The organism is Brevibacterium luteolum (assembly GCF_013004595.1).
In the GTDB taxonomy this organism is placed as follows: domain Bacteria; phylum Actinomycetota; class Actinomycetes; order Actinomycetales; family Brevibacteriaceae; genus Brevibacterium; species Brevibacterium luteolum.
Genome location: NZ_JABEMC010000001.1, coordinates 119145 through 136243, shown reverse-complemented (window position 1 = coordinate 136243; position 17099 = coordinate 119145). Strand labels below are relative to the sequence as shown.

Sequence of the window (17099 nt, the reverse complement as noted above, 5' to 3'; positions counted from 1 at the left end):
GGCTCAGTCGACGCGGCCCTCGTGCCGGTCAGCTGTCGCGACTCTCGTAGGTGACGTCGAAGAAGTCGAGTTCCAGGGCGACCGTGCGCTCCCAGCGGGCGGTGAGCTCCGCGGCTCGACCTGCGGCCTCGGCGGCCGGCCATACGCGGTTGAGCTCATCGACGAGGAACTGGCACCACGAGCTGAACGCCTCCCCGCGATGCAGCTCGATCCATTCGGAGTGCACATAATGTTCGGGCAGCGGAGCATCGCGCTCACCCCAGTCGAGGTAGAGCCACTCGGCGATGACGAGCATGACGAGCAGGTCTGCGTACTCGGCCTGTGCAACCGCATCGTACATCTCGGCCTGGAACCCGACGGCCGCGCGCGAAAGCTGCGGGTTCTGCCAGTCGTCCTCGGTCACCCCGAGCTGCGAGAAGGCCTGCTGGAAGTATCCGTCCTCATCGGCTGCGAGCATCCCAAGCTGGGCGGCGAACCGCAGCTTGGAGTCGAGTCGGTCGGCGTAGGCCACACACCCGCCGAGCATCGAGAGGAACACGTCGAAGAACTGATAGTCCTGCACGAGGTAGCCCGCCAGCACCGCATCGTCGATGGTGCCTGCGAACAGCTCGTCGACGAATCGGTGCCCGACTGCGGCGTCCCACTGCCCGGCGCTGTCGCCGAGCCGCAGCCGCCCGACCGGGGAATCGGCCGCAACGTGAATGGTCGTCTGAATCTGTGTCATGTGATCTCCCTCCGCCGGTATCACCCGGATCAGGTTCCTAGGGTCTGTCTGCGCACTCTCAGTGCCCGCGCGGGCACTCCCCTGTCGACACCCTCACTGTAGCCCGTCCGCTGTCGCCCGTCTTTCGTTTCCGAGGCGGTGGCCGGCTCAGGCGTTTTTGGTTCGGTCCCTGCCTGGTCTAGACTGTTATGCGGCTCCCCGTGTGGCGTCATCTTGTGAACTCCCCCAGGGCCGGAAGGCAGCAAGGGTAAGCGAGCTCTGGCGGGTGCACGGGGAGTCCTCGCATTCATGCGCTGTCACAATTGCGCAACAACCCTCCGCATTGTTTGTGCTGGTCACATGCCAGCTGCTCGCCGATCGGCGGGCTGAGAGCGCGCATTGTTCCACAGCCGTTACATCGCGCTTCCTATATTTGTGCTGTCGCTTTCCCATTCCTGCCCTCGCAGTTCTGCGACTGTGCACCGTCTTTCCTGCCATGAGAAAGGTCCCTCATGCTCCGCCGCCCCCTCGTTGCCGGCCTCAGCGCCTCACTCGCCATCGCCCTCGCCGCCTGCACTGCGACACCCGATGCCGAGCGCCGATCCGCGGCAGCTCCGAGCGCGGACCCGCATCCCGCACCCGAGGTGACGGTCTCGGTCGTCGATGATGACGACGCCTCCCCCACACCCACCTCGGCGACGGGCGCCGGCGGCACACCCGAGGCAGACAGCACCACCGGCGCAGCCGATGCTGATGGTAAGAGCATCGAACTCGACCCCAGCGGGCATTTCGCACTGACCGTGTCCGGCGGCGAATTCACCGAGGTCACCGTCACCGACGCCGACCACCCCGAGGTGAGCGTCGACGGCACCTTCGACTCCGGCGCCCAGGGAAGCGATCCGAGCGCGCCGGCCACCGCCTCGGCGACGGAGACTGAGAGCGCCAACGCCGGCGGCAGCGCTTCAGACGCAGACGCGACTCCCAGCGAAGACGGCACGCCCAGCGGCGCCAGCACTGACCGCAACAACAGCACTGACAGCGGCGGCGATGCCGATCCTCAGGGCACCCGCTGGGTCTCCAGCTATGGGCTGGCCGGCAACGCCGAGTACGAGTGGAAGGCGACGACCGTCGCCCCGGATGGTGCCACGCATGAGGCTTCCGGGACGATCACGACGACCGAACCGCAGGGCCGTTCGGCGCGGATCTTCACCGTCATCGGCGATGACCAGGAGGTCGGCGTGGCCGCCCCGATCATCGTGAACATCGGTGCGACCGTGCCCGAGTCCTACCGCGATGACATCGAACACCGGCTGTCCGTGAAAGTCACCGACGAGGACGGCAAGGAGCGCGAGGTCGAGGGCTCGTGGGGCTGGCTCTACGACACCGACGGGATCTCGCGGGTGCACTACCGGCCCAAGGAGTTCTGGCCGGAGCACTCGAAGGTCAAGGTGACGATGGCCCTGGAGGACGTGCCGTTCTCGCAGACGCGCTTCGGTGAGAAGGACGTCTCGCTGGACTTCTCGATCGGCCGTGAGCAGACCACGACCGCCGATGCCAAGACGCACCGGATGATCGTCACCCGCGGAGATGAGACGATCACGGACTACCCCGCCTCGCTCGGCGCGGCACGCTCACCCTCGTTCAACGGCACCCACATCGTCATGTCGAAAGCGGCGAACTACACGATGACCTCGGAGCGCTGGGGGTACTCGACGCCAGTGCGCTGGGCGGTGCGCATCCACAACAACGGCGAGTTCATCCACGGTGCACCGTGGTCAGCCGGCTCACAGGGCTCGGCGAACGTCTCGCACGGCTGCATCAACCTCACCAATGAGCGGGCCAAGGAGTACTACGACTCCGCGATCTACGGCGACCCGGTCATCGTCAAAGGCTCCTCGGTGTCCCTGTCGAAGGAGTCCTCAGACGTCTCCGATTGGGTCTACGACTGGGATGAGTGGCAGGAGCTCTCCGCACTCGACTGAGCGTGAGCGCAGCACCGCAATTCCGCAGCACCGAGCGGGCGGGCAGGCGCGCGGGCTGGCGGGCGCACAGGCGGCAGGCGCACAGGCGGGCAGCTGACTGGGGGCCAGGAGATTCACTCTCTTGGCCCCCAGTCGTGTCCCGGCGGTGCGGTCAGCTCTCGTCGGCGTCCATCAGGGTCGAGCGGATGAGGAACCGCTTGCCGGTCGGCGTCTCGACGCTGAATCCGGCGCCGCGCCCGGGCACGACATCGACGGTCAGATGTGTGTGCTTCCAGTAGCTGAACTGCTCGGCTGACATCCAGAACTCCAGCTCCGAGGTGGTGCCAGCCGGTCGTGGGATCTCGAACCGGCCCAGCAGCACGTCGGCATCCGAGGTGAGGAACTCTCCGGCCGGGAAGCACATCGGCGTCGACCCGTCACAGCAGCCGCCGGACTGGTGGAACATCAGGTCCCCGTGCTGGTCGATGAGCTGCTGGAGCAGCTCGACGGCCGCCTCTGTCAGGGCGACCCGTGAACGGGTCTCCCCCTCGATCGTCGGCGCGGAGTCGAGCACGGCCGGATCGGCTGACGCTGCGGCGGCTCCATCGGCGACGGTGGTGTCATCGGACATCGGACCTCATCTCCGTGCACATGCGTGCACTGTGCTGCTGCGACGGGCCGGCAGCCGGGCCGGCGAGCGTTCTGACCGCGGGTCGGCGAGCGGTCTGACCGCAGGCCGGCACAGGTGCTGTGTTCCAGCCCGGCCCGTCGCAGATGGCAGGATCAGAAGAAGCCGAGGGCGTCTTCTGAGTAGCTGACGAGCATGTTCTTCGTCTGCTGGTAGTGATCGAGCATCATGAGGTGGTTCTCCCGGCCGATGCCCGAGGACTTGTAGCCGCCGAAGGCCGCATGCGCCGGATAGTTGTGGTAGTTGTTCACCCACACGCGTCCGGCCTGGATCTCACGGCCGGCGCGGTAGGCGACGTTGCCGCTGCGGCTCCACACGCCGGCACCGAGGCCGTAGAGCGTGTCATTGGCGATCGACATCGCATCGTCGTAGTCGCTGAACGAGGTCAGTGCGACGACGGGCCCGAAGATCTCCTCCTGGAAGATGCGCATCGAGTTCTGACCCTTGAACACCGTCGGCTGGATATAGAAGCCGCCGGCTAAGTCGCCGTCGAGTTCGAGCACCTCACCGCCGATGAGCACCTCAGCGCCCTCCTGCTTGCCGATGTCGAGGTAGGACTTGATCTTCTCGAACTGGTCGTTCGAGGCCTGCGCACCGACCTGCATCGAATCATCGAGCGGGTTGCCCTGCTTGATCGCTCTGACGCGCTCGAGCCCAGCCTCGACGAACTCGTCGAAGATCGACTCCTGCACGAGTGCACGCGACGGGCACGTGCAGACTTCGCCTTGGTTGAGGCCGAACATCGCGAAGCCCTCAAGCGCCTTGTCGTAGAAGGAGTCCTTGGAGGCCATGACGTCTTCGAAGAAGATGTTCGGGCTCTTGCCGCCGAGCTCCAGGGTCACCGGGATGAGGTTCTGGGAGGCGTACTGCATGATGAGCCGGCCAGTGGTGGTCTCACCGGTGAACGCGACCTTGGCGATGCGCTTGTTCGAGGCCAGCGGCTTGCCGGTCTCGACGCCGAAGCCGTTGACGACGTTGAGGACGCCGGGCGGCAGCAGGTCGCCGATGAGGTTGACGAGCACCATGATCGAAGCCGGGGTCTGCTCGGCGGGCTTGAGGACGACACAGTTGCCGGCAGCCAGTGCCGGGGCGAGCTTCCAGACAGCCATGAGGATGGGGAAGTTCCACGGGATGATCTGGCCGACGACGCCGAGCGGCTCCTTGAAGTGGTAGGCGACGGTGTCCTCATCGATCTGGGACAGCGCACCCTCCTGGGCGCGGATGGCGCCGGCGAAGTAGCGGAAGTGGTCGACTGCCAGCGGCAGGTCGGCGTTGAGCGGCTCGCGGATCGCCTTGCCGTTGTCCCACGTCTCGGCGACGGCGAGCATCTCGAGGTTCTCCTCGATCCGGTCGGCGATCTTATTCAGGATCACCGCACGCTCAGCCACCGAGGTCTTGCCCCAGGCCGGCGCGGCCTTGTGTGCGGCGTCGAGGGCGAGTTCGACATCCTCGGCAGTGGACTGTGCGACCTCGGTGAAGGCCTTGCCGGTGACCGGTGTGATGTTCTCGAAGTAGTTCCCCTTGACCGGCTTGACCCAGTCGCCGCCGATGTAGTTGTCGTAACGCGACTCGAAGGCGACCTTGGCGCCCTCGGTTCCCGGCTGTGAATAGACAGTCATGGATGCTCCTCATTGAGACGGTTGGAGGGGTGCGACAGCACCGCTACAGGCCGCAGGGGCGCGGCGTACCCTCACCCTATGAGCGTGTGATGCAGATCTCAACAGGCATCAGCTGGGGATTCGCACACAACCCAGCCACCGCCTCGGGAGCGGTGGAGAACCCGCCGCGCACCTCAGGTGACGACTGGCCGGGAGCGGCCGAGCAGCAGCGCGATGACGAAGGCTGCGGCCATCATCGCGCCGATGAGGATCGTCACCCCGGCCCAGCCGCCGAGCTCCCACGCGGCAGGTGCCAGGTTGCCGTTGATCGAGGAGCCACCGTAGTAGAAGAGCATGTACATCGATGCCGCCTGCGCCGGCACCCCGACCGAGGCCTTCGCGCGCACCGCCACCCAGGCTGAGGCCAGTGAGTGCATGATGAAGAAGCCCATCGCCAGCACCGCCATGCCGGCGATGATGACGACGAGCGGGCGGGTGATGAGCAGGCCGATGCCGATGAGCGCGATGAGCGAGCCGAACGGCATGATCGAGCGCAGCGAATACCGGTCGGCGGCCCGGCCGGCGAGTGCGCTGACGGTGCCGGCGACCGGGTAGATGAGGTAGAGCAGGCCGATCGCGCCGATTGAGAGCAGGTACGGTTCGGCCTCCAGGCGGAAGCCGAGGACGTTGAAGGCGCCGACGAACACGCCCATGCCGAGCCCGCCGGTGAGGTACAGGCCCAGCAGCACCGGGTCGCGGAAGGCCCGGCCGAAGCTGCCGATGAGTTCGCGCGGGGACTCATGGCGCGGTTCGAAGCCGCGGGATTCGGGCAGCAGCGCCCAGCAGGCGGCCGCGCAGATGATCGACACGACGGCGGTTGCCGCCAGTGCCATGTGCGCGGGGCTCAGCGGCATCGCCTCGGTCAGTCCGAGGCGGTCGAGGATGTCGATCGTGCCGGTGGTCACGAGCCGGGCCGACAGCCCGCCGATCGTCGTGCCGAATATGTACAGACCCGTCGCCGAGGTCGCATAGGAGGGGTGGATCTCCTCGCGCAGGTAGACAGCTGCGGTCGCCGGGAGGCCGGCGAGCACCACGCCCATGGCGAAGCGGGCGGCGAGGAACAGCGACCAGTCGTCGACGAAGGCGACACCGATGCCGAGGACGGAGGCCAGCAGCAGCGACCAGCGGATGAGGCGCACGCGTCCGATCCGCTCGCTGACCGGTGCTGCCACGATGAGCCCGAGGGCCAGGCCCGCGGTGGCGGCGGAGACGGAGAGCGCAGCGCTGGTCGGGGAGATGCTGTAGTCGCGGACGAAATACGGCAGAATGGCCTGAGTGTTGTACAGCAGAGTGAAGGTCGCCAGGCCCGCCATGAGCAGGCCGATCTCGATCCTGCGCGTCATCGGCTCCCCGCGCCGATACCCCTCGAAGCCCCGGTCGTCCTCACTCATCAGTCCCAGCATACGCGCGCGCTGAGCGCGCAGAAGAAGGAGTCCGCAGTGCATTCCGACGGTCACCCCGCCGCGTCCGAGCCCACGCCGCCGAATGACGGAACGGCGCTGGCCTCAACGCCGGTGACCGCGCCGGGGTCGAATCCGGTGCTCGACTACATCCACGGTCCGGTCGGGCTGCGGCTGCCCGATGTCGCCGCGATCGAGCCGGGTCACTTCACGACCGCCGCCGAGGCGGTGGTCGCCGCCCAGCGGCAGGCAGTCGCCGCGATCCTCGCGCAGACTGAGGAGCCGTCGCTGACGAACACGACCATCCGCATCGACCGGGCCAAGGAACCGGCGTTCCGGCTGCAGGCGCTCATGCGACTGTTCGAGTCGAACCTGCAGACCGAGGAGTTCGGCACCGCCCTGGCCGCTGCCTCCCAGCAGCTCGTGCGCTCACGCCTGGAACTGCTGCTCAACGGTTCTCTGTTCGCCCGGCTCGAAGCCGTGCCGACCAGTGATCTCAACCCCGAGGACAAACGCCATCATGAGCTGCTCATCCGCGACTTCGTGCGCACCGGCGTGCGCCTTGATGACGCGGAGCGGGAACGGGTCGCTGAACTGTCTGCCGAACTCGACCGGTTGGAGAAGGCCTTCTCCCGGCACCTGGCTGCTGACACCTCGGCGCTGGCCGTGCACTTCGAGAACGCCGAAGAGCTCACCGGGCTGCCCGAGGCGGCCGTCCAGGCTGCTGCCGAACGCGCCGGTGCGGACGGTGACGGGCAGGGCGGGTATGTGCTGCCGCTGCTGAACTTCACCCAGCAGCCGCAGCTGGCGCAGCTGCATGAGCCGGCCTCCCGGCAGCGGATCTTCGAGCATTCGATCGCCCGCGGCTGCCGCGGCGGGGAGCATGACACCCGGCAGATCGTCAGCGACATCACCGCGCTGCGCGCCGAGCTCGCCCAGCTGCTGGGCTTCCGCAGCTTCGCCGAATACACCATCGACGATGAGACCGCCGACAGCCCCGATGCCGTCGGCGACCTGCTCGCCGGTGTCCTCAACCCGGCCCGCCAGACCTTCGAGGCTGAGATCGCCGCGATCCACGAGCAGTTCGCACCCGAGCAGATCGCCCCAGCCGACGTGCGCTACTGGCTGCAGCGGCTGCAGAGCGAGCGCTACTCCCTCGACCCGCAGCAGGTGGCCGCCTACTTCGAGCTCAACCGGGTGCTGCACGACGGTGTCTTCTATGCCGCCGGCCGGCTCTACGGCGTCGAGTTCCGGCCCGCCACTGATGAGAGCGGGGAGCCGGTCAAGGCCTGGCATCCGGACGTCACCGTCTACGAGGCGGTCGAGAACGACCGGGTCATCGGCCTCATCTGCGTCGACCCGTTCGCCCGCGACGGCAAGCGCGGCGGAGCGTGGATGGACCAGCTCGTCTCGCCGGGCCGGCTGACCGGTGAGCTGCCGATCATCTCGATGACGATGAACATCACCCGGCCAGCTGCCGGGCAGCCGTGCCTGTTGAGCATGGACGAGGTGCGCACCCTGTTCCACGAGTTCGGCCACGTCTTCCACGGCCTGTTCTCCGACAGCACCTACCCGGATCGGGCCGGCACCGCAGTCCCGCGCGACTACGTCGAGTTCCCCTCCCAGCTCAACGAGATGTGGGCGCTGCACCCGCAGGTGCTGCCGCACTACGCCCGTCACGTCGAGACCGGGGAGCCGATCCCCGAGGCGCTCGTCGAGCGGATCCGGGAAGCCGATGACTTCGGTGCCGGGTTCGACACGATCGAATACCTCGCAGCGGCCCTGCTCGACCAGAGCTGGCACCTGCTCGAAGCCGGCGAGCGCGTCGATGATGTGCTGACCTTCGAAACCGCGGTGCTGGAGGCGGCGCACTTCTCCCCGCTCGTGCCGCCGCGCTACCGCACAACGTACTTCTCGCACATCTTCACCAGCGGTTATGCCGCCGGTTACTACGCCTACATGCAGGCCGAGATGCTCGCCGCGTTCGCCACCGAATGGTTCGAAGAACAGGGCGGACTCAACCCCAAGGCCGGTGACGCCTTCCGCCGGGCAGTGCTGGCACCTGGCTTCTCGACTGATCCGATGGAGACCTTCACCGACTTCTTCGGCCAGGCACCCGACGTCAAACCGCTGCTGCGCCGCCGCGGCTTCGCCCCGCGCCACGAGACCGCTGACTGACACCACTGCCATCCCTGCCACGACCTGAGAAAGGACACCATGCACGCACGCAACACCGCCGTCGCCCGGGACCTTGAGGCCGCCGGCATCGACGCGGAGATCACGCTCTTAACCGAGCAGACGAACACTGCCAAGGCCGCTGCCGCCTACCTCGGCGTCGAGATCGGGGCGATCGCCAACAGCCTCATCTTCGACGCCGACGGCGAGGCGGTGCTCATCATGACCTCGGGCCGCCACCGTGTCGACACCGACCATGTCGCAGGCATCATCGGTGCCAAGAAGCTCGGCCGGGCGAGTGCGGACCTGGTGAAGTCGGCGACCGGCCAGGTGATCGGCGGGGTCGCCCCGTGCGGCCACCCTGCCCCCGTGCGCACCTACATCGACGTCGCGCTGCGCGACTACCCCGAACTGTGGGCCGCCGGCGGCACTGCCGACTCGATGATGCCCATGACCTATGACCAGCTCATCACTCTGACGAATGGACAGGAGATCACCGTTGAACCCTGAGAACATCAACAAGCCTGCTGCATCTGGGCAGCCGGGTCCGCACAGCGAGCACCCGGCGGTAAACACCCAGTCCCCCACCCCTGCGAACCCCGCCACCGCCTCGGGTACGGCCCACCCAGCCACCGCCTCGGGAGCGGAACCCAGCGGCGCCGGCACCCGGCTGGCCGCCTTCGCCACCTCCCGCGGCCGGTATTACGCGATCGTGCTGGCCGTCTTCTGCGTCGTCCTCATCGTCTCGAACATCTCCGCGACCAAGGTCATCGGCTTCGGGCCGATCGTCACCGACGGCGGCGCCTTCCTCTTCCCGATCGCCTACATCCTCGGCGACGTCATCAGCGAGGTCTACGGCTTCGCCGCCGCCCGCAAAGCCGTCATCACCGGCTTCGCGCTCCAAATCGTCGCCAGCTTCGTCTTCTGGCTCGTCCTCATCTCACCGCCTGGGCCCGGCTATGAGAACCAGGCGGCTTTCGAAGCCGTGCTCGGCTTCTACCCGCGGATCGTGCTCGCCTCACTCGTCGGCTATGTGGTCGGGCAGCTGCTGAACTCCTATGTGCTCGTGCGCGTCAAGCGGGCGATGGGCGAGAAACGGCTGTGGGTGCGGCTGATGTGCTCGACCGGCGTGGGCGAGTTCGCCGACACACTGCTGTTCTGCACGATCGCCTTCGCCGGTGTCATCCCCGGCAGCGACTTCATCGTCTACATCATCGTCGGCTTCGTCTACAAGGTCGCGGTCGAGGTGCTGTGCCTGCCGCTGACGTACCAGGTCATCAAGGTCTTCAAGCGCCACGAACCCAGCTACGGCAACGTCGACGAGACCGAGCACCTGCGCGCCAACGCCGCAAAGCTCTAGGGCCGGCGGCGGAGCTGGTCACAGCGGACCGGCAAGCGACACGGTGGCCCCATACCTGCACACCGGCGAGACCGGTCCCGCGTGCCGGTGGCTGAAAGTTGGAAAAGTTATTCATGGCTTGGAGCCCTCACACCATGAACAACTTTTCTAACGTTCCCAGTGGCCGGACCACCCAGTGGGCGGACAGCTGAGGTGTGACGGTCCGAGCGGTCAGGTGATCTGCTGAAGCCAGTGCACCACTCGCGCTGGCTCCACCGCGTCGCCGCTCAGCCTGCGGCGTCGCGGGCACCGCGGGCGCCGCGTTCGACGAGTTCGAAGCCTTCGCCTGAGTACACGACAGTCCAGTCGCCGCCGAATCGCTCCTCCGCCCAGGTCTCGACAGGCTGCCCGACGTCGTCGGGCCTGCGCAGCACCGCCTCGGGCACGGCATCGCCGAGGCTGCCGATCCAGAACGTCTGCGTGCACGGCACAAGGTGGGCCAGCAACCTGACGTCGGCAGCGACGGAGTCGTATCTGCACGCCTCAGCGATCGCCTGATCAGCATTGAGGTCGAAGGCCTGCCAGCGCCACAGGAGCTCGATCTGCGTCTGCGAGAGCATCGCGGCAGCAGCGATCGCGGCGATGAACGGCGCGAACACACGGTGCCGGCGGGCGGCTGCGTCGATGAGGCACACAGCAGCGATCGGCATGAGAACGGCCGAGTAGTGGAAGTTGGTCTCCCAGTAGCCTTCGACGCTGCCGAGGAACCGCCAGGCCAGGGTCGGCAGCATGAGCAGCATGAACGGCGAGCGCACCCCGATCCCGCCGGCGGCGAGCACGAGGAACCCGGCGGTGCCGAGCTTCGTCGTCAGCCCTGCGGTCAGGGTCTCGGCGAGGGTGAGCTGGCCGGAGTAGTCATAGTCGCCGGTGACGTTGAAGGCCGGGATGAAGATCGCCACGGCGAACACCGTCCAGGCGATGCCCCAGGCGGCGAGGAAGATCGCAGCGCGCGTCTCGGCGCGGTTGCGCAGCCAGATGACGAGGCCGAACAGCGCCACGGTGATGCCGAGGTCCTCTTTGACGAAGACGAGCAGCGCGATCGCGATGAGGGCCGGCAGCCGCTTGCCGCGTATCCACCACACGAGCCCGAAGGCCAGCAGCGGCACGGCGAAGGCGATCTCGTGGAACTGTGCGATGACGGCGTTGACCAGTCCCCACGAGAACACGTACGCGGCAGTCACGAGCCAGCCGCCGCGGGTGCCGAGGTGTTCGCGGGCGAGCGAGGCGATCGGCCACACGGAGGCGGCGAAGAGCGCGGCCTGCGCGATCATGAGCGTCAGCCCGGAGGGTGCCAGCCAGTACAGCGGGGTGAGCAGGATGAGGATCGGGTGGAAGTGATCGCCCCACAGATGGAAGCCGGGGCCCTTGATGTCGACGATCGGCGTCTGGCCGCGCGCGTACTGGTCGAGCAGCTGCGTGAAGATCCCCAGGTCCCAGCTCGGCGCGTAGTTCGCCCGCCACATGACGATCGACAGTGCAGTGTAGAGCGCGAAGGCGGTGAGTGTGCCGATCAACGGCAGCCACTGAGTCAGCAGCGTAGCGAGTCCGGTTCCGGTGTCGGCGTGGGCGGGGCGAGCTCCCGTGCCCGAGGCGGGACTCGTCTTCGTGCCGGGAGTCCTGGCAGCCGTGTGGGCACCGGTGCCGGTGCGCGAGTGCGTCTCGCTCACTGCATGGTCGCCTTCGGGGCGTAGTAGCGGCCGAGCACCTCGGCTTCGAGCTCGTCGAACCGGCCGTCTTCGATGGAGGCGCGGATGTCGTCGACGAGGGTGACGATGAAGTGCTCGTTGTGGATGGTGCACAGAGTGGAGAAGAGCATCTCCTTGGCCTTGAACAGATGCCGCAGATAGGCGCGGGAGTAGTTCTGGCAGGTGTAGCAGGTGCATTCCGGATCGATCGGGCCGAAGTCGCGGCGGTACTTCGCGCCGGTGATGTTGTACCGGCCGTCGCGGGTGTAGACAGCGGCGTTGCGGGCCACGCGGGAGGGTGAGACACAGTCGAAGGTGTCGGCCCCGGCCTTGATGGCGGTGAACAGGTCGTCGGGTTCGGAGATGCCGAGCAGGTGGCGCGGCTTGTCCTCCGGCAGCTCCTCGCACATCCAGCCGACGATCGTGCCGAGGTTCTCCTTCTCCAGCGCCCCGCCGATGCCGAAGCCGTCGAAGTCCATCGCCCCGAGATCGCGGGCGGCTTTGCGGCGCAGGTCCTCGTACTGGGCGCCCTGCAGCACCCCGAACAGCGCCTGGTACGGCCGGTGGGAACGCGCTTCGGTCAGTCGTTCGTGTTCGGCCAGGCAGCGTTCGGCCCACAGACGGGTGCGCTCTAAGGACATCTCCTGGTAGCCGCGGGTGTTCATGAGGGTGGTGAGCTCATCGAAGGCGAACATGATGTCAGCGCCGAGCTGATGCTGGACCTGCATCGACACCTCAGGAGTGAAGCGGTGCAGGGTGCCGTCGATGTGGGACTTGAACGTCACCCCATCGTCGTCGACCATCGCCCGGCGCTCCTTGTCGGCGGCCATCGCCGAGTCGTCCGGAGAGTCGGGGATGTCCATCGAGATGACCTTCTTGAAGCCCACACCCAGGCTCATGACCTGGAATCCGCCGGAGTCGGTGAAGGTGGGGCCGGGCCAGTTCATGAACTTCCCCAGCCCGCCGGCCTCGTCGAGCAGGTCGGCACCGGGCTGCAGATAGAGGTGGTAGGCGTTGGCGAGCACCGCCTGCGCGCCCAATGCTCCGACGTCGTCGGGCTTGACGGCCTTGACGGTCGCCTTCGTGCCGACCGGGATGAACGCTGGGGTCTGGATCTGGCCGTGCGGGGTGCGGATCGTCCCGGCCCGCCCGCCGGCCTCCATCCGGGTGCCCACGGAGAATCCGAAGTCCTCCCGCCGGCACACGGCCTCGGTTCCTGCCGCGCCCGAGGCGCCAGTGTCCTGTTGCTGAAAAGTCACCTCAACAGTCTAACGATGGAATATATGGTGCGAGTATCGGCACCGGCGCCGCAGTCCCTGCGGCATGAGCGACGGAGGACACCATGAGACTGGCGACGATCACCCTGACTGCAACCGGCGGAACGACCGCGGCACGGCTGACCGATGAGGGATATGTGCCCGTGCACGGTTTCGCTGATGTCGGCCAGCTGCTCGCCGCCGCGGATGGTCTTGAGCAGGCGCGCACCGCCTCGGCGCCGGCGATCCCCGCAGACGAGGCGGCCACGCTGCGGCCGGTGCTGAATCCGGCGAAGGTGCTGTGCATCGGCCTGAACTATCGCAATCACATCGCCGAGGTCGGGATGGACACCCCGGAGTTTCCGACGGTGTTTGCGAAGTTCGCCCGTTCGCTCACCGACCCCGGCGCGGAGATCACCGCCCCGCAGGAGGACGAGAAGCTCGATTTCGAAGGCGAGCTGGCGATCGTCATCGGCACGCAGGTCCGGCGGGCGAGCACTGCCGCGGCGGCTGCTACATCGCGGGGTACACGGTGGCCAATGACTTCTCGATGCGCGGATATCAGCTGCGCACCCAGCAGTGGCTGCAGGGCAAGATGTGGGAGGCCTCCTCCGCTGTCGGGCCGGTGGTGGTGACCGCCGATGAGTTCGATCCGGCGGCTGCGACGCTGACGACGCGGGTGAACGGGGAGGTCCGGCAGCAGGATTCGACCGGCGATCTCGTCTTCGGACCGGCGGAGCTCGTGGCGTACCTGTCGACGATCATCACGCTCGAACCCGGCGACCTCATCCTCAGCGGCACCCCGGCAGGTGTCGGGATGGCCGATGAGCGGTGGCTGGCACCCGGCGACGAGGTTTCAGTCGAGATCTCGGGGATTGGGGCAATCAGCAACCGGATCGGCGCCGGCGAGTTCATCTGAGATCAAGGTGCGCTGGGGCGCCGCTCGGTGGGTGGCTCAGGCGTTCTGGGTGGCGAGCGCGCGGATGCGCCGCAGGGACAATGCCGACATCACCGCTGTGACGACACGGATGACCGGCAACAGCCGGGCTGCGCGGGTATCGTGCGGCTGCCAGCGAGCGCGCACGTGCAGGCGGGTGGCCACTGCGTCAGGGCGCAGCACCACCGCCCACGACGAATTGACAGCGCAGAACTCGCGGACAAGCGTGGCGATCGTCCCACCGCAGGTGGTGACGACGAGGCACTCCCCCGGACTCACCGCCGCTACCCGCAGGGTGATGAATGGGGCCACCGGGAAGGCGTCGCCTGCGTGCACGTCCTGCCATTCCGGGTGGATGCGCTTAGCAGCCTCAGAATCGCAGCCGATCGCCTGGTCGATCACCGGCAGTGTGTAGAACCCGGCCCTGTGCTGACCGAGCTGAGCGATCCGCGGCCACACCGCCTCGGGAGCGGCAGCGATCGCCACGACCCGATCCACCTGGACCGGCGCGGCAGGCAGCAGGTCATCACCGGGCAGCACCGCCTCGGACGCGGAGGACTCAGGCAGGCAGGCGAGGCGGCGGGCGGCCTGGCCGAAGGCGAATCCCAGGGCCAGGCCGGCCGTCAGCGTCACCGCCTGCATCCTCAGCTCACAGTACGCCGAGCATCTTGCCGGGGTTGAGGATGCCGAGCGGGTCGAGGGCATCCTTGATCTTCAGGTGCATGGCGCGGGTCACCGGATCGAGTTCGCGGGCCAGCCACTCCTTCTTCAGATAGCCCACCCCGTGCTCACCGGTGATGGTGCCGCCGAGCTCGAGGCCGAGTGCCATGATCGCGTCGAACGCGGCAAGCGCCTGCTCGGTGGCCTCTTCGACACCTGCGTCGAAGAACACACACGGGTGCATGTTGCCGTCGCCTGCGTGCCCGGCATTGGAGATGAGCACATGCGGGTGCTCAGCGCGGATGCCGTCGAGGCGGGTGAAGAACTCGCGCATCTTCCCGCGCGGGATGCACACGTCGTCGATGAGCTCGCCGCCACCATGAGCGTTGGCATACTTCTCCCCGGCCGGGCCGACCGCGCGCCGGGCGGCGACGAGGAGTTCGGAGTCAGCCGGGTCTTCGCTGAAGACGACCTCGGCGGCGTTGCAGGCGTTGGCGACCCGGGTGAAGGTCTCCATCTCCTCGGTCGCATGCTCTAAGCTGCCGTCGCCGTTGGACTGCACGAGCAGCATCGCACCCATGCCTGAGGGCAGGCCGAAGTCGCCGTAGTCGTTGATCATGTCGATCGAGGTGCCGTCGAGGTACTCGAGCATCGAGGGCCGGGCGCCGGTGGCCATGAAATCGCAGACTGTGCTCGCGGCATCGGCTGCCTCGGGGAACAGCGCGATCGCCGTGAGCGGGTCGGGCAGGGCGGGGATGAGGTCGAGGGTGATCTCGACGATGACCCCCAGCGTGCCCTCGGAGCCGATGAACAGCTGGGAGAGCTCGAGCCCGGCCACGCCCTTCCGGGTGGGCCGGCCGACGCGGGTGACCTGCCCGTCGGCGAGCACGACGGTGAGGCTGCGGACGTAGTCGCGGGTGACGCCGTATTTCACGCAGCACAGGCCACCGGCGTTGGTCGCGACGTTGCCGCCGATCGAGGAGATCGCCACCGAGCCGGGATCCGGCGGGTAGGACAGTCCGTACTGGGTCAGGGCCTTCTTGAGGTCCTGGTTGATGACGCCGGGCTGGACGGTGCAGGTCTGTTCGACGGTGTTGATCTCGACGATCTCGTTCATCTTTGCCACCGACAGCAGCAGACAGCCCTCGACGGCGTTCGCCCCGCCGGACAGCCCGGTGCGGGCACCCTGCGGGACGACCGGGATGCGGTGGGCGGTGGCGAACCGCAGGGTCGCCTGCACATCCTCGACTGAGGCCGCGCGCACGAGCGCTGCGGCCTCACCGACGTGGGAGAACAGCGCCCAGTCCTTCGAGTAGGTGCCGATGACGTCGCGGTCGGTCACGAGCGCGCCGGCGCTCAGTTCGGCGGCCAGCTCATCGAGCGGCACATCGGCGCCTGTCTTGTCCACCGCCTGCTCAGCGGTCTCGTGGGCGGCGGTCACTTCGGTGCTCCCTCTGCCTTGTCCGGGGCACCGGCGTCGGTGACCGCGCCGCCGTCGGCGGCGAAGTCACCGGCGACCTGCAGCACCCGCTGCATCGCCTCGGCCGGGCCCACGGAGATCCGCACCCCGTCCTTGAGGTTGCGCACGGCCAGCCCGGCCTCCAGGCAGGCGGCCTCGAAGTCGTCGGAGCGCTCCGCGAGGTTGAGCCACACGAAATTGCCGTGGGCCTCGAAGACCTCGTAGCCGAGACCGCGCAGCCCTGCAGCCAGGTCATCACGCAGCCGAGCGACCTCCTTGGCGCGGACCTCCATATCCTGGCTGTGCTTGAGCGAGACGAGCGCAGCCTGCTGGGCGGAGGCGCTGACGGAGAACGGCAGGATCGACTTGCGCAGCTCCATGATGAGCTCGGGATCAGCCACCGCATAACCGACCCGCAGCCCGGCCAGTCCGTAGGACTTGGAGAAGGTGCGCAGCAGCACGAGGTTCGGGTGCTGGCCGAGCGCTGCCAGCCCGTCTGCGGCGTCTTCGGCGTCGCAGAAGTCGATGTAGGCCTCGTCGAGGACGACGATGACATCGGAGGGCACCTGGGCCATGAAGGCGTCGAACTCGTCCTGGCGCAGCGCCGGGCCGGTCGGGTTGTTCGGGGTGCACAGGATCACGAGCCGGGTGCGCTCGGAGATCGCAGCGGCCATCGCCGGCAGATCGTGGCGGCCGTCGGCATCGACGCTGATGCGCTGGTGGGTCGCCCCGCACAGGTTGGCCAGCTGCGGGTACATCTCGAAGGACGGCCATGGGTAGACGACCTCGTCACCGGGGTCGACGGCGATGTGGAAGAGGGCCTTGAGCATCTCGGAGGCCCCGGCGGAGAACAGCACGGCATCAGCGCTGACGCCGAGGTGGTCGGCGAGCGCGGCGGTGAGCTCAGCGACCGAGGGGTCTGCATAGCTGGCTGGGGCGCGGCCACCGGCGGCGATCGCCTCGGCGACGGCCGGCAGCGGATCCATGTGGTGCTCGTTGGAGGACAGTTTGAAGGTCTTGAGACCCTCGGTGGCCTTCGGCGGCTTGCCCGGCACGTAGGCCGGCGTGGTCTTGAGGGCAGGGCGCAGGCGGAACTTTTCACTCATAGCGTCATGGTG

General features: G+C 67.5%; 15 protein-coding genes, 1 other RNA gene and 1 riboswitch. Of the genes, 7 read left to right on the top strand and 9 right to left on the bottom strand.

What is annotated here, in order from left to right:
• Positions 1-28: 28 nt before the first annotated feature.
• Entirely contained in the window at positions 29-724 is a 696-nt protein-coding gene (locus HLA91_RS00685) for a TenA family protein (RefSeq protein ID WP_170273119.1), read from the bottom strand.
• A riboswitch (TPP riboswitch) is annotated at positions 713-817 on the bottom strand. (Overlaps the previous gene by 12 nt.)
• A 96-nt stretch (positions 818-913) precedes the next feature.
• Here HLA91_RS00685 and ffs point away from each other — a divergent pair.
• An RNA gene (gene ffs / locus HLA91_RS00680) (signal recognition particle sRNA small type) lies at positions 914-1009 on the top strand.
• A 206-nt stretch (positions 1010-1215) separates the two neighbouring features.
• Positions 1216-2685, top strand: coding sequence for a L,D-transpeptidase (locus HLA91_RS00675; RefSeq protein WP_170273118.1), 1470 nt, complete (start codon positions 1216-1218; stop codon positions 2683-2685).
• 151 nt (positions 2686-2836) lie between these two features.
• Here the strand turns inward: HLA91_RS00675 and HLA91_RS00670 are convergent, their stop codons facing one another.
• The 3 genes from HLA91_RS00670 to HLA91_RS00660 all read right to left on the bottom strand — a co-directional run bounded on the left by HLA91_RS00670 (position 2837) and on the right by HLA91_RS00660 (position 6401).
• Positions 2837-3295 (bottom strand): DUF779 domain-containing protein, encoded by a 459-nt coding sequence (locus HLA91_RS00670; protein WP_102161127.1) that lies wholly within the window; start codon positions 3293-3295, stop codon positions 2837-2839.
• A 152-nt stretch (positions 3296-3447) separates the two neighbouring features.
• Entirely contained in the window at positions 3448-4971 is a 1524-nt protein-coding gene (exaC, locus tag HLA91_RS00665) for an acetaldehyde dehydrogenase ExaC (protein WP_170273117.1), read from the bottom strand.
• Positions 4972-5144: 173 nt separating this feature from the next.
• Positions 5145-6401 (bottom strand): MFS transporter, encoded by a 1257-nt coding sequence (locus HLA91_RS00660; RefSeq protein ID WP_170273116.1) that lies wholly within the window; start codon positions 6399-6401, stop codon positions 5145-5147.
• A 48-nt stretch (positions 6402-6449) separates the two neighbouring features.
• Between HLA91_RS00660 and HLA91_RS00655 the strand changes: the two genes are divergently transcribed.
• The 3 genes from HLA91_RS00655 to HLA91_RS00645 are packed head-to-tail and all read left to right on the top strand — an operon-like array spanning position 6450 to position 9945.
• The gene (locus tag HLA91_RS00655) at positions 6450-8588 is read left to right on the top strand and encodes a M3 family metallopeptidase (RefSeq protein WP_170273115.1); all 2139 of its coding nucleotides are present in this window, start codon (positions 6450-6452) and stop codon (positions 8586-8588) included.
• A gap of 39 nt (positions 8589-8627) precedes the next feature.
• Positions 8628-9095 carry a YbaK/EbsC family protein gene (locus tag HLA91_RS00650; protein ID WP_165884483.1) on the top strand — a complete coding sequence of 156 codons (468 nt, stop codon included), beginning with the start codon at positions 8628-8630 and terminating at the stop codon, positions 9093-9095.
• Complete coding sequence (locus tag HLA91_RS00645; protein ID WP_420867900.1) at positions 9085-9945, top strand: queuosine precursor transporter; 861 nt, start codon at positions 9085-9087, stop codon at positions 9943-9945. Before HLA91_RS00650 ends, HLA91_RS00645 begins: the two co-directional genes overlap by 11 nt.
• Before the next feature lie 266 nt (positions 9946-10211).
• On the opposite strand, the gene HLA91_RS00640 is transcribed toward HLA91_RS00645, so the two are convergent.
• Complete coding sequence (locus HLA91_RS00640; protein ID WP_338076798.1) at positions 10212-11651, bottom strand: DUF2079 domain-containing protein; 1440 nt, start codon at positions 11649-11651, stop codon at positions 10212-10214.
• Entirely contained in the window at positions 11648-12832 is a 1185-nt protein-coding gene (tgt, locus tag HLA91_RS00635; protein ID WP_170273518.1) for a tRNA guanosine(34) transglycosylase Tgt, read from the bottom strand. The genes HLA91_RS00640 and tgt overlap by 4 nt, the downstream gene beginning before the upstream one ends.
• 179 nt (positions 12833-13011) lie before the next feature.
• Between tgt and HLA91_RS14010 the strand changes: the two genes are divergently transcribed.
• Together HLA91_RS14010 and HLA91_RS14005 are read left to right on the top strand one after the other, a co-directional pair.
• Positions 13012-13560, top strand: a complete 549-nt coding sequence (locus HLA91_RS14010) for a fumarylacetoacetate hydrolase family protein (RefSeq protein WP_275587860.1) — start codon at positions 13012-13014, stop codon at positions 13558-13560.
• The gene (locus HLA91_RS14005; protein ID WP_275587859.1) at positions 13476-13844 is read left to right on the top strand and encodes a fumarylacetoacetate hydrolase family protein; all 369 of its coding nucleotides are present in this window, start codon (positions 13476-13478) and stop codon (positions 13842-13844) included. Before HLA91_RS14010 ends, HLA91_RS14005 begins: the two co-directional genes overlap by 85 nt.
• Before the next feature lie 36 nt (positions 13845-13880).
• On the opposite strand, the gene HLA91_RS00625 is transcribed toward HLA91_RS14005, so the two are convergent.
• From HLA91_RS00625 to hisC, 3 genes are read right to left on the bottom strand one after another with little or no spacing between them, the layout of a single operon-like run.
• Entirely contained in the window at positions 13881-14495 is a 615-nt protein-coding gene (locus HLA91_RS00625) for a hypothetical protein (RefSeq protein WP_170273114.1), read from the bottom strand.
• Between the two features lie 16 nt (positions 14496-14511).
• Positions 14512-15963 (bottom strand): FAD-binding oxidoreductase, encoded by a 1452-nt coding sequence (locus tag HLA91_RS00620; RefSeq protein ID WP_338076797.1) that lies wholly within the window; start codon positions 15961-15963, stop codon positions 14512-14514.
• Positions 15960-17087, bottom strand: coding sequence for a histidinol-phosphate transaminase (gene hisC / locus HLA91_RS00615; RefSeq protein WP_170273113.1), 1128 nt, complete (start codon positions 17085-17087; stop codon positions 15960-15962). The genes HLA91_RS00620 and hisC overlap by 4 nt, the downstream gene beginning before the upstream one ends.
• Between the last annotated feature and the right edge of the window lie 12 nt (positions 17088-17099).

Bases quoted from the DNA above. Each gene is read 5' to 3' on its own strand.
- HLA91_RS00685 (WP_170273119.1), bottom strand. From the start codon at position 724: ATGACACAGATTCAGACGACCATTCACGTTGCGGCCGATTCCCCGGTC.
- HLA91_RS00675 (WP_170273118.1), top strand. From the start codon at position 1,216: ATGCTCCGCCGCCCCCTCGTTGCCGGCCTCAGCGCCTCACTCGCCATC.
- HLA91_RS00670 (WP_102161127.1), bottom strand. From the start codon at position 3,295: ATGTCCGATGACACCACCGTCGCCGATGGAGCCGCCGCAGCGTCAGCC.
- exaC (WP_170273117.1), bottom strand. From the start codon at position 4,971: ATGACTGTCTATTCACAGCCGGGAACCGAGGGCGCCAAGGTCGCCTTC.
- HLA91_RS00660 (WP_170273116.1), bottom strand. From the start codon at position 6,401: ATGAGTGAGGACGACCGGGGCTTCGAGGGGTATCGGCGCGGGGAGCCG.
- HLA91_RS00650 (WP_165884483.1), top strand. From the start codon at position 8,628: ATGCACGCACGCAACACCGCCGTCGCCCGGGACCTTGAGGCCGCCGGC.
- tgt (WP_170273518.1), bottom strand. From the start codon at position 12,832: ATGGAGGCCGGCGGGCGGGCCGGGACGATCCGCACCCCGCACGGCCAG.
- HLA91_RS14010 (WP_275587860.1), top strand. From the start codon at position 13,012: ATGAGACTGGCGACGATCACCCTGACTGCAACCGGCGGAACGACCGCG.
- HLA91_RS14005 (WP_275587859.1), top strand. From the start codon at position 13,476: ATGCGCGGATATCAGCTGCGCACCCAGCAGTGGCTGCAGGGCAAGATG.
- hisC (WP_170273113.1), bottom strand. From the start codon at position 17,087: ATGAGTGAAAAGTTCCGCCTGCGCCCTGCCCTCAAGACCACGCCGGCC.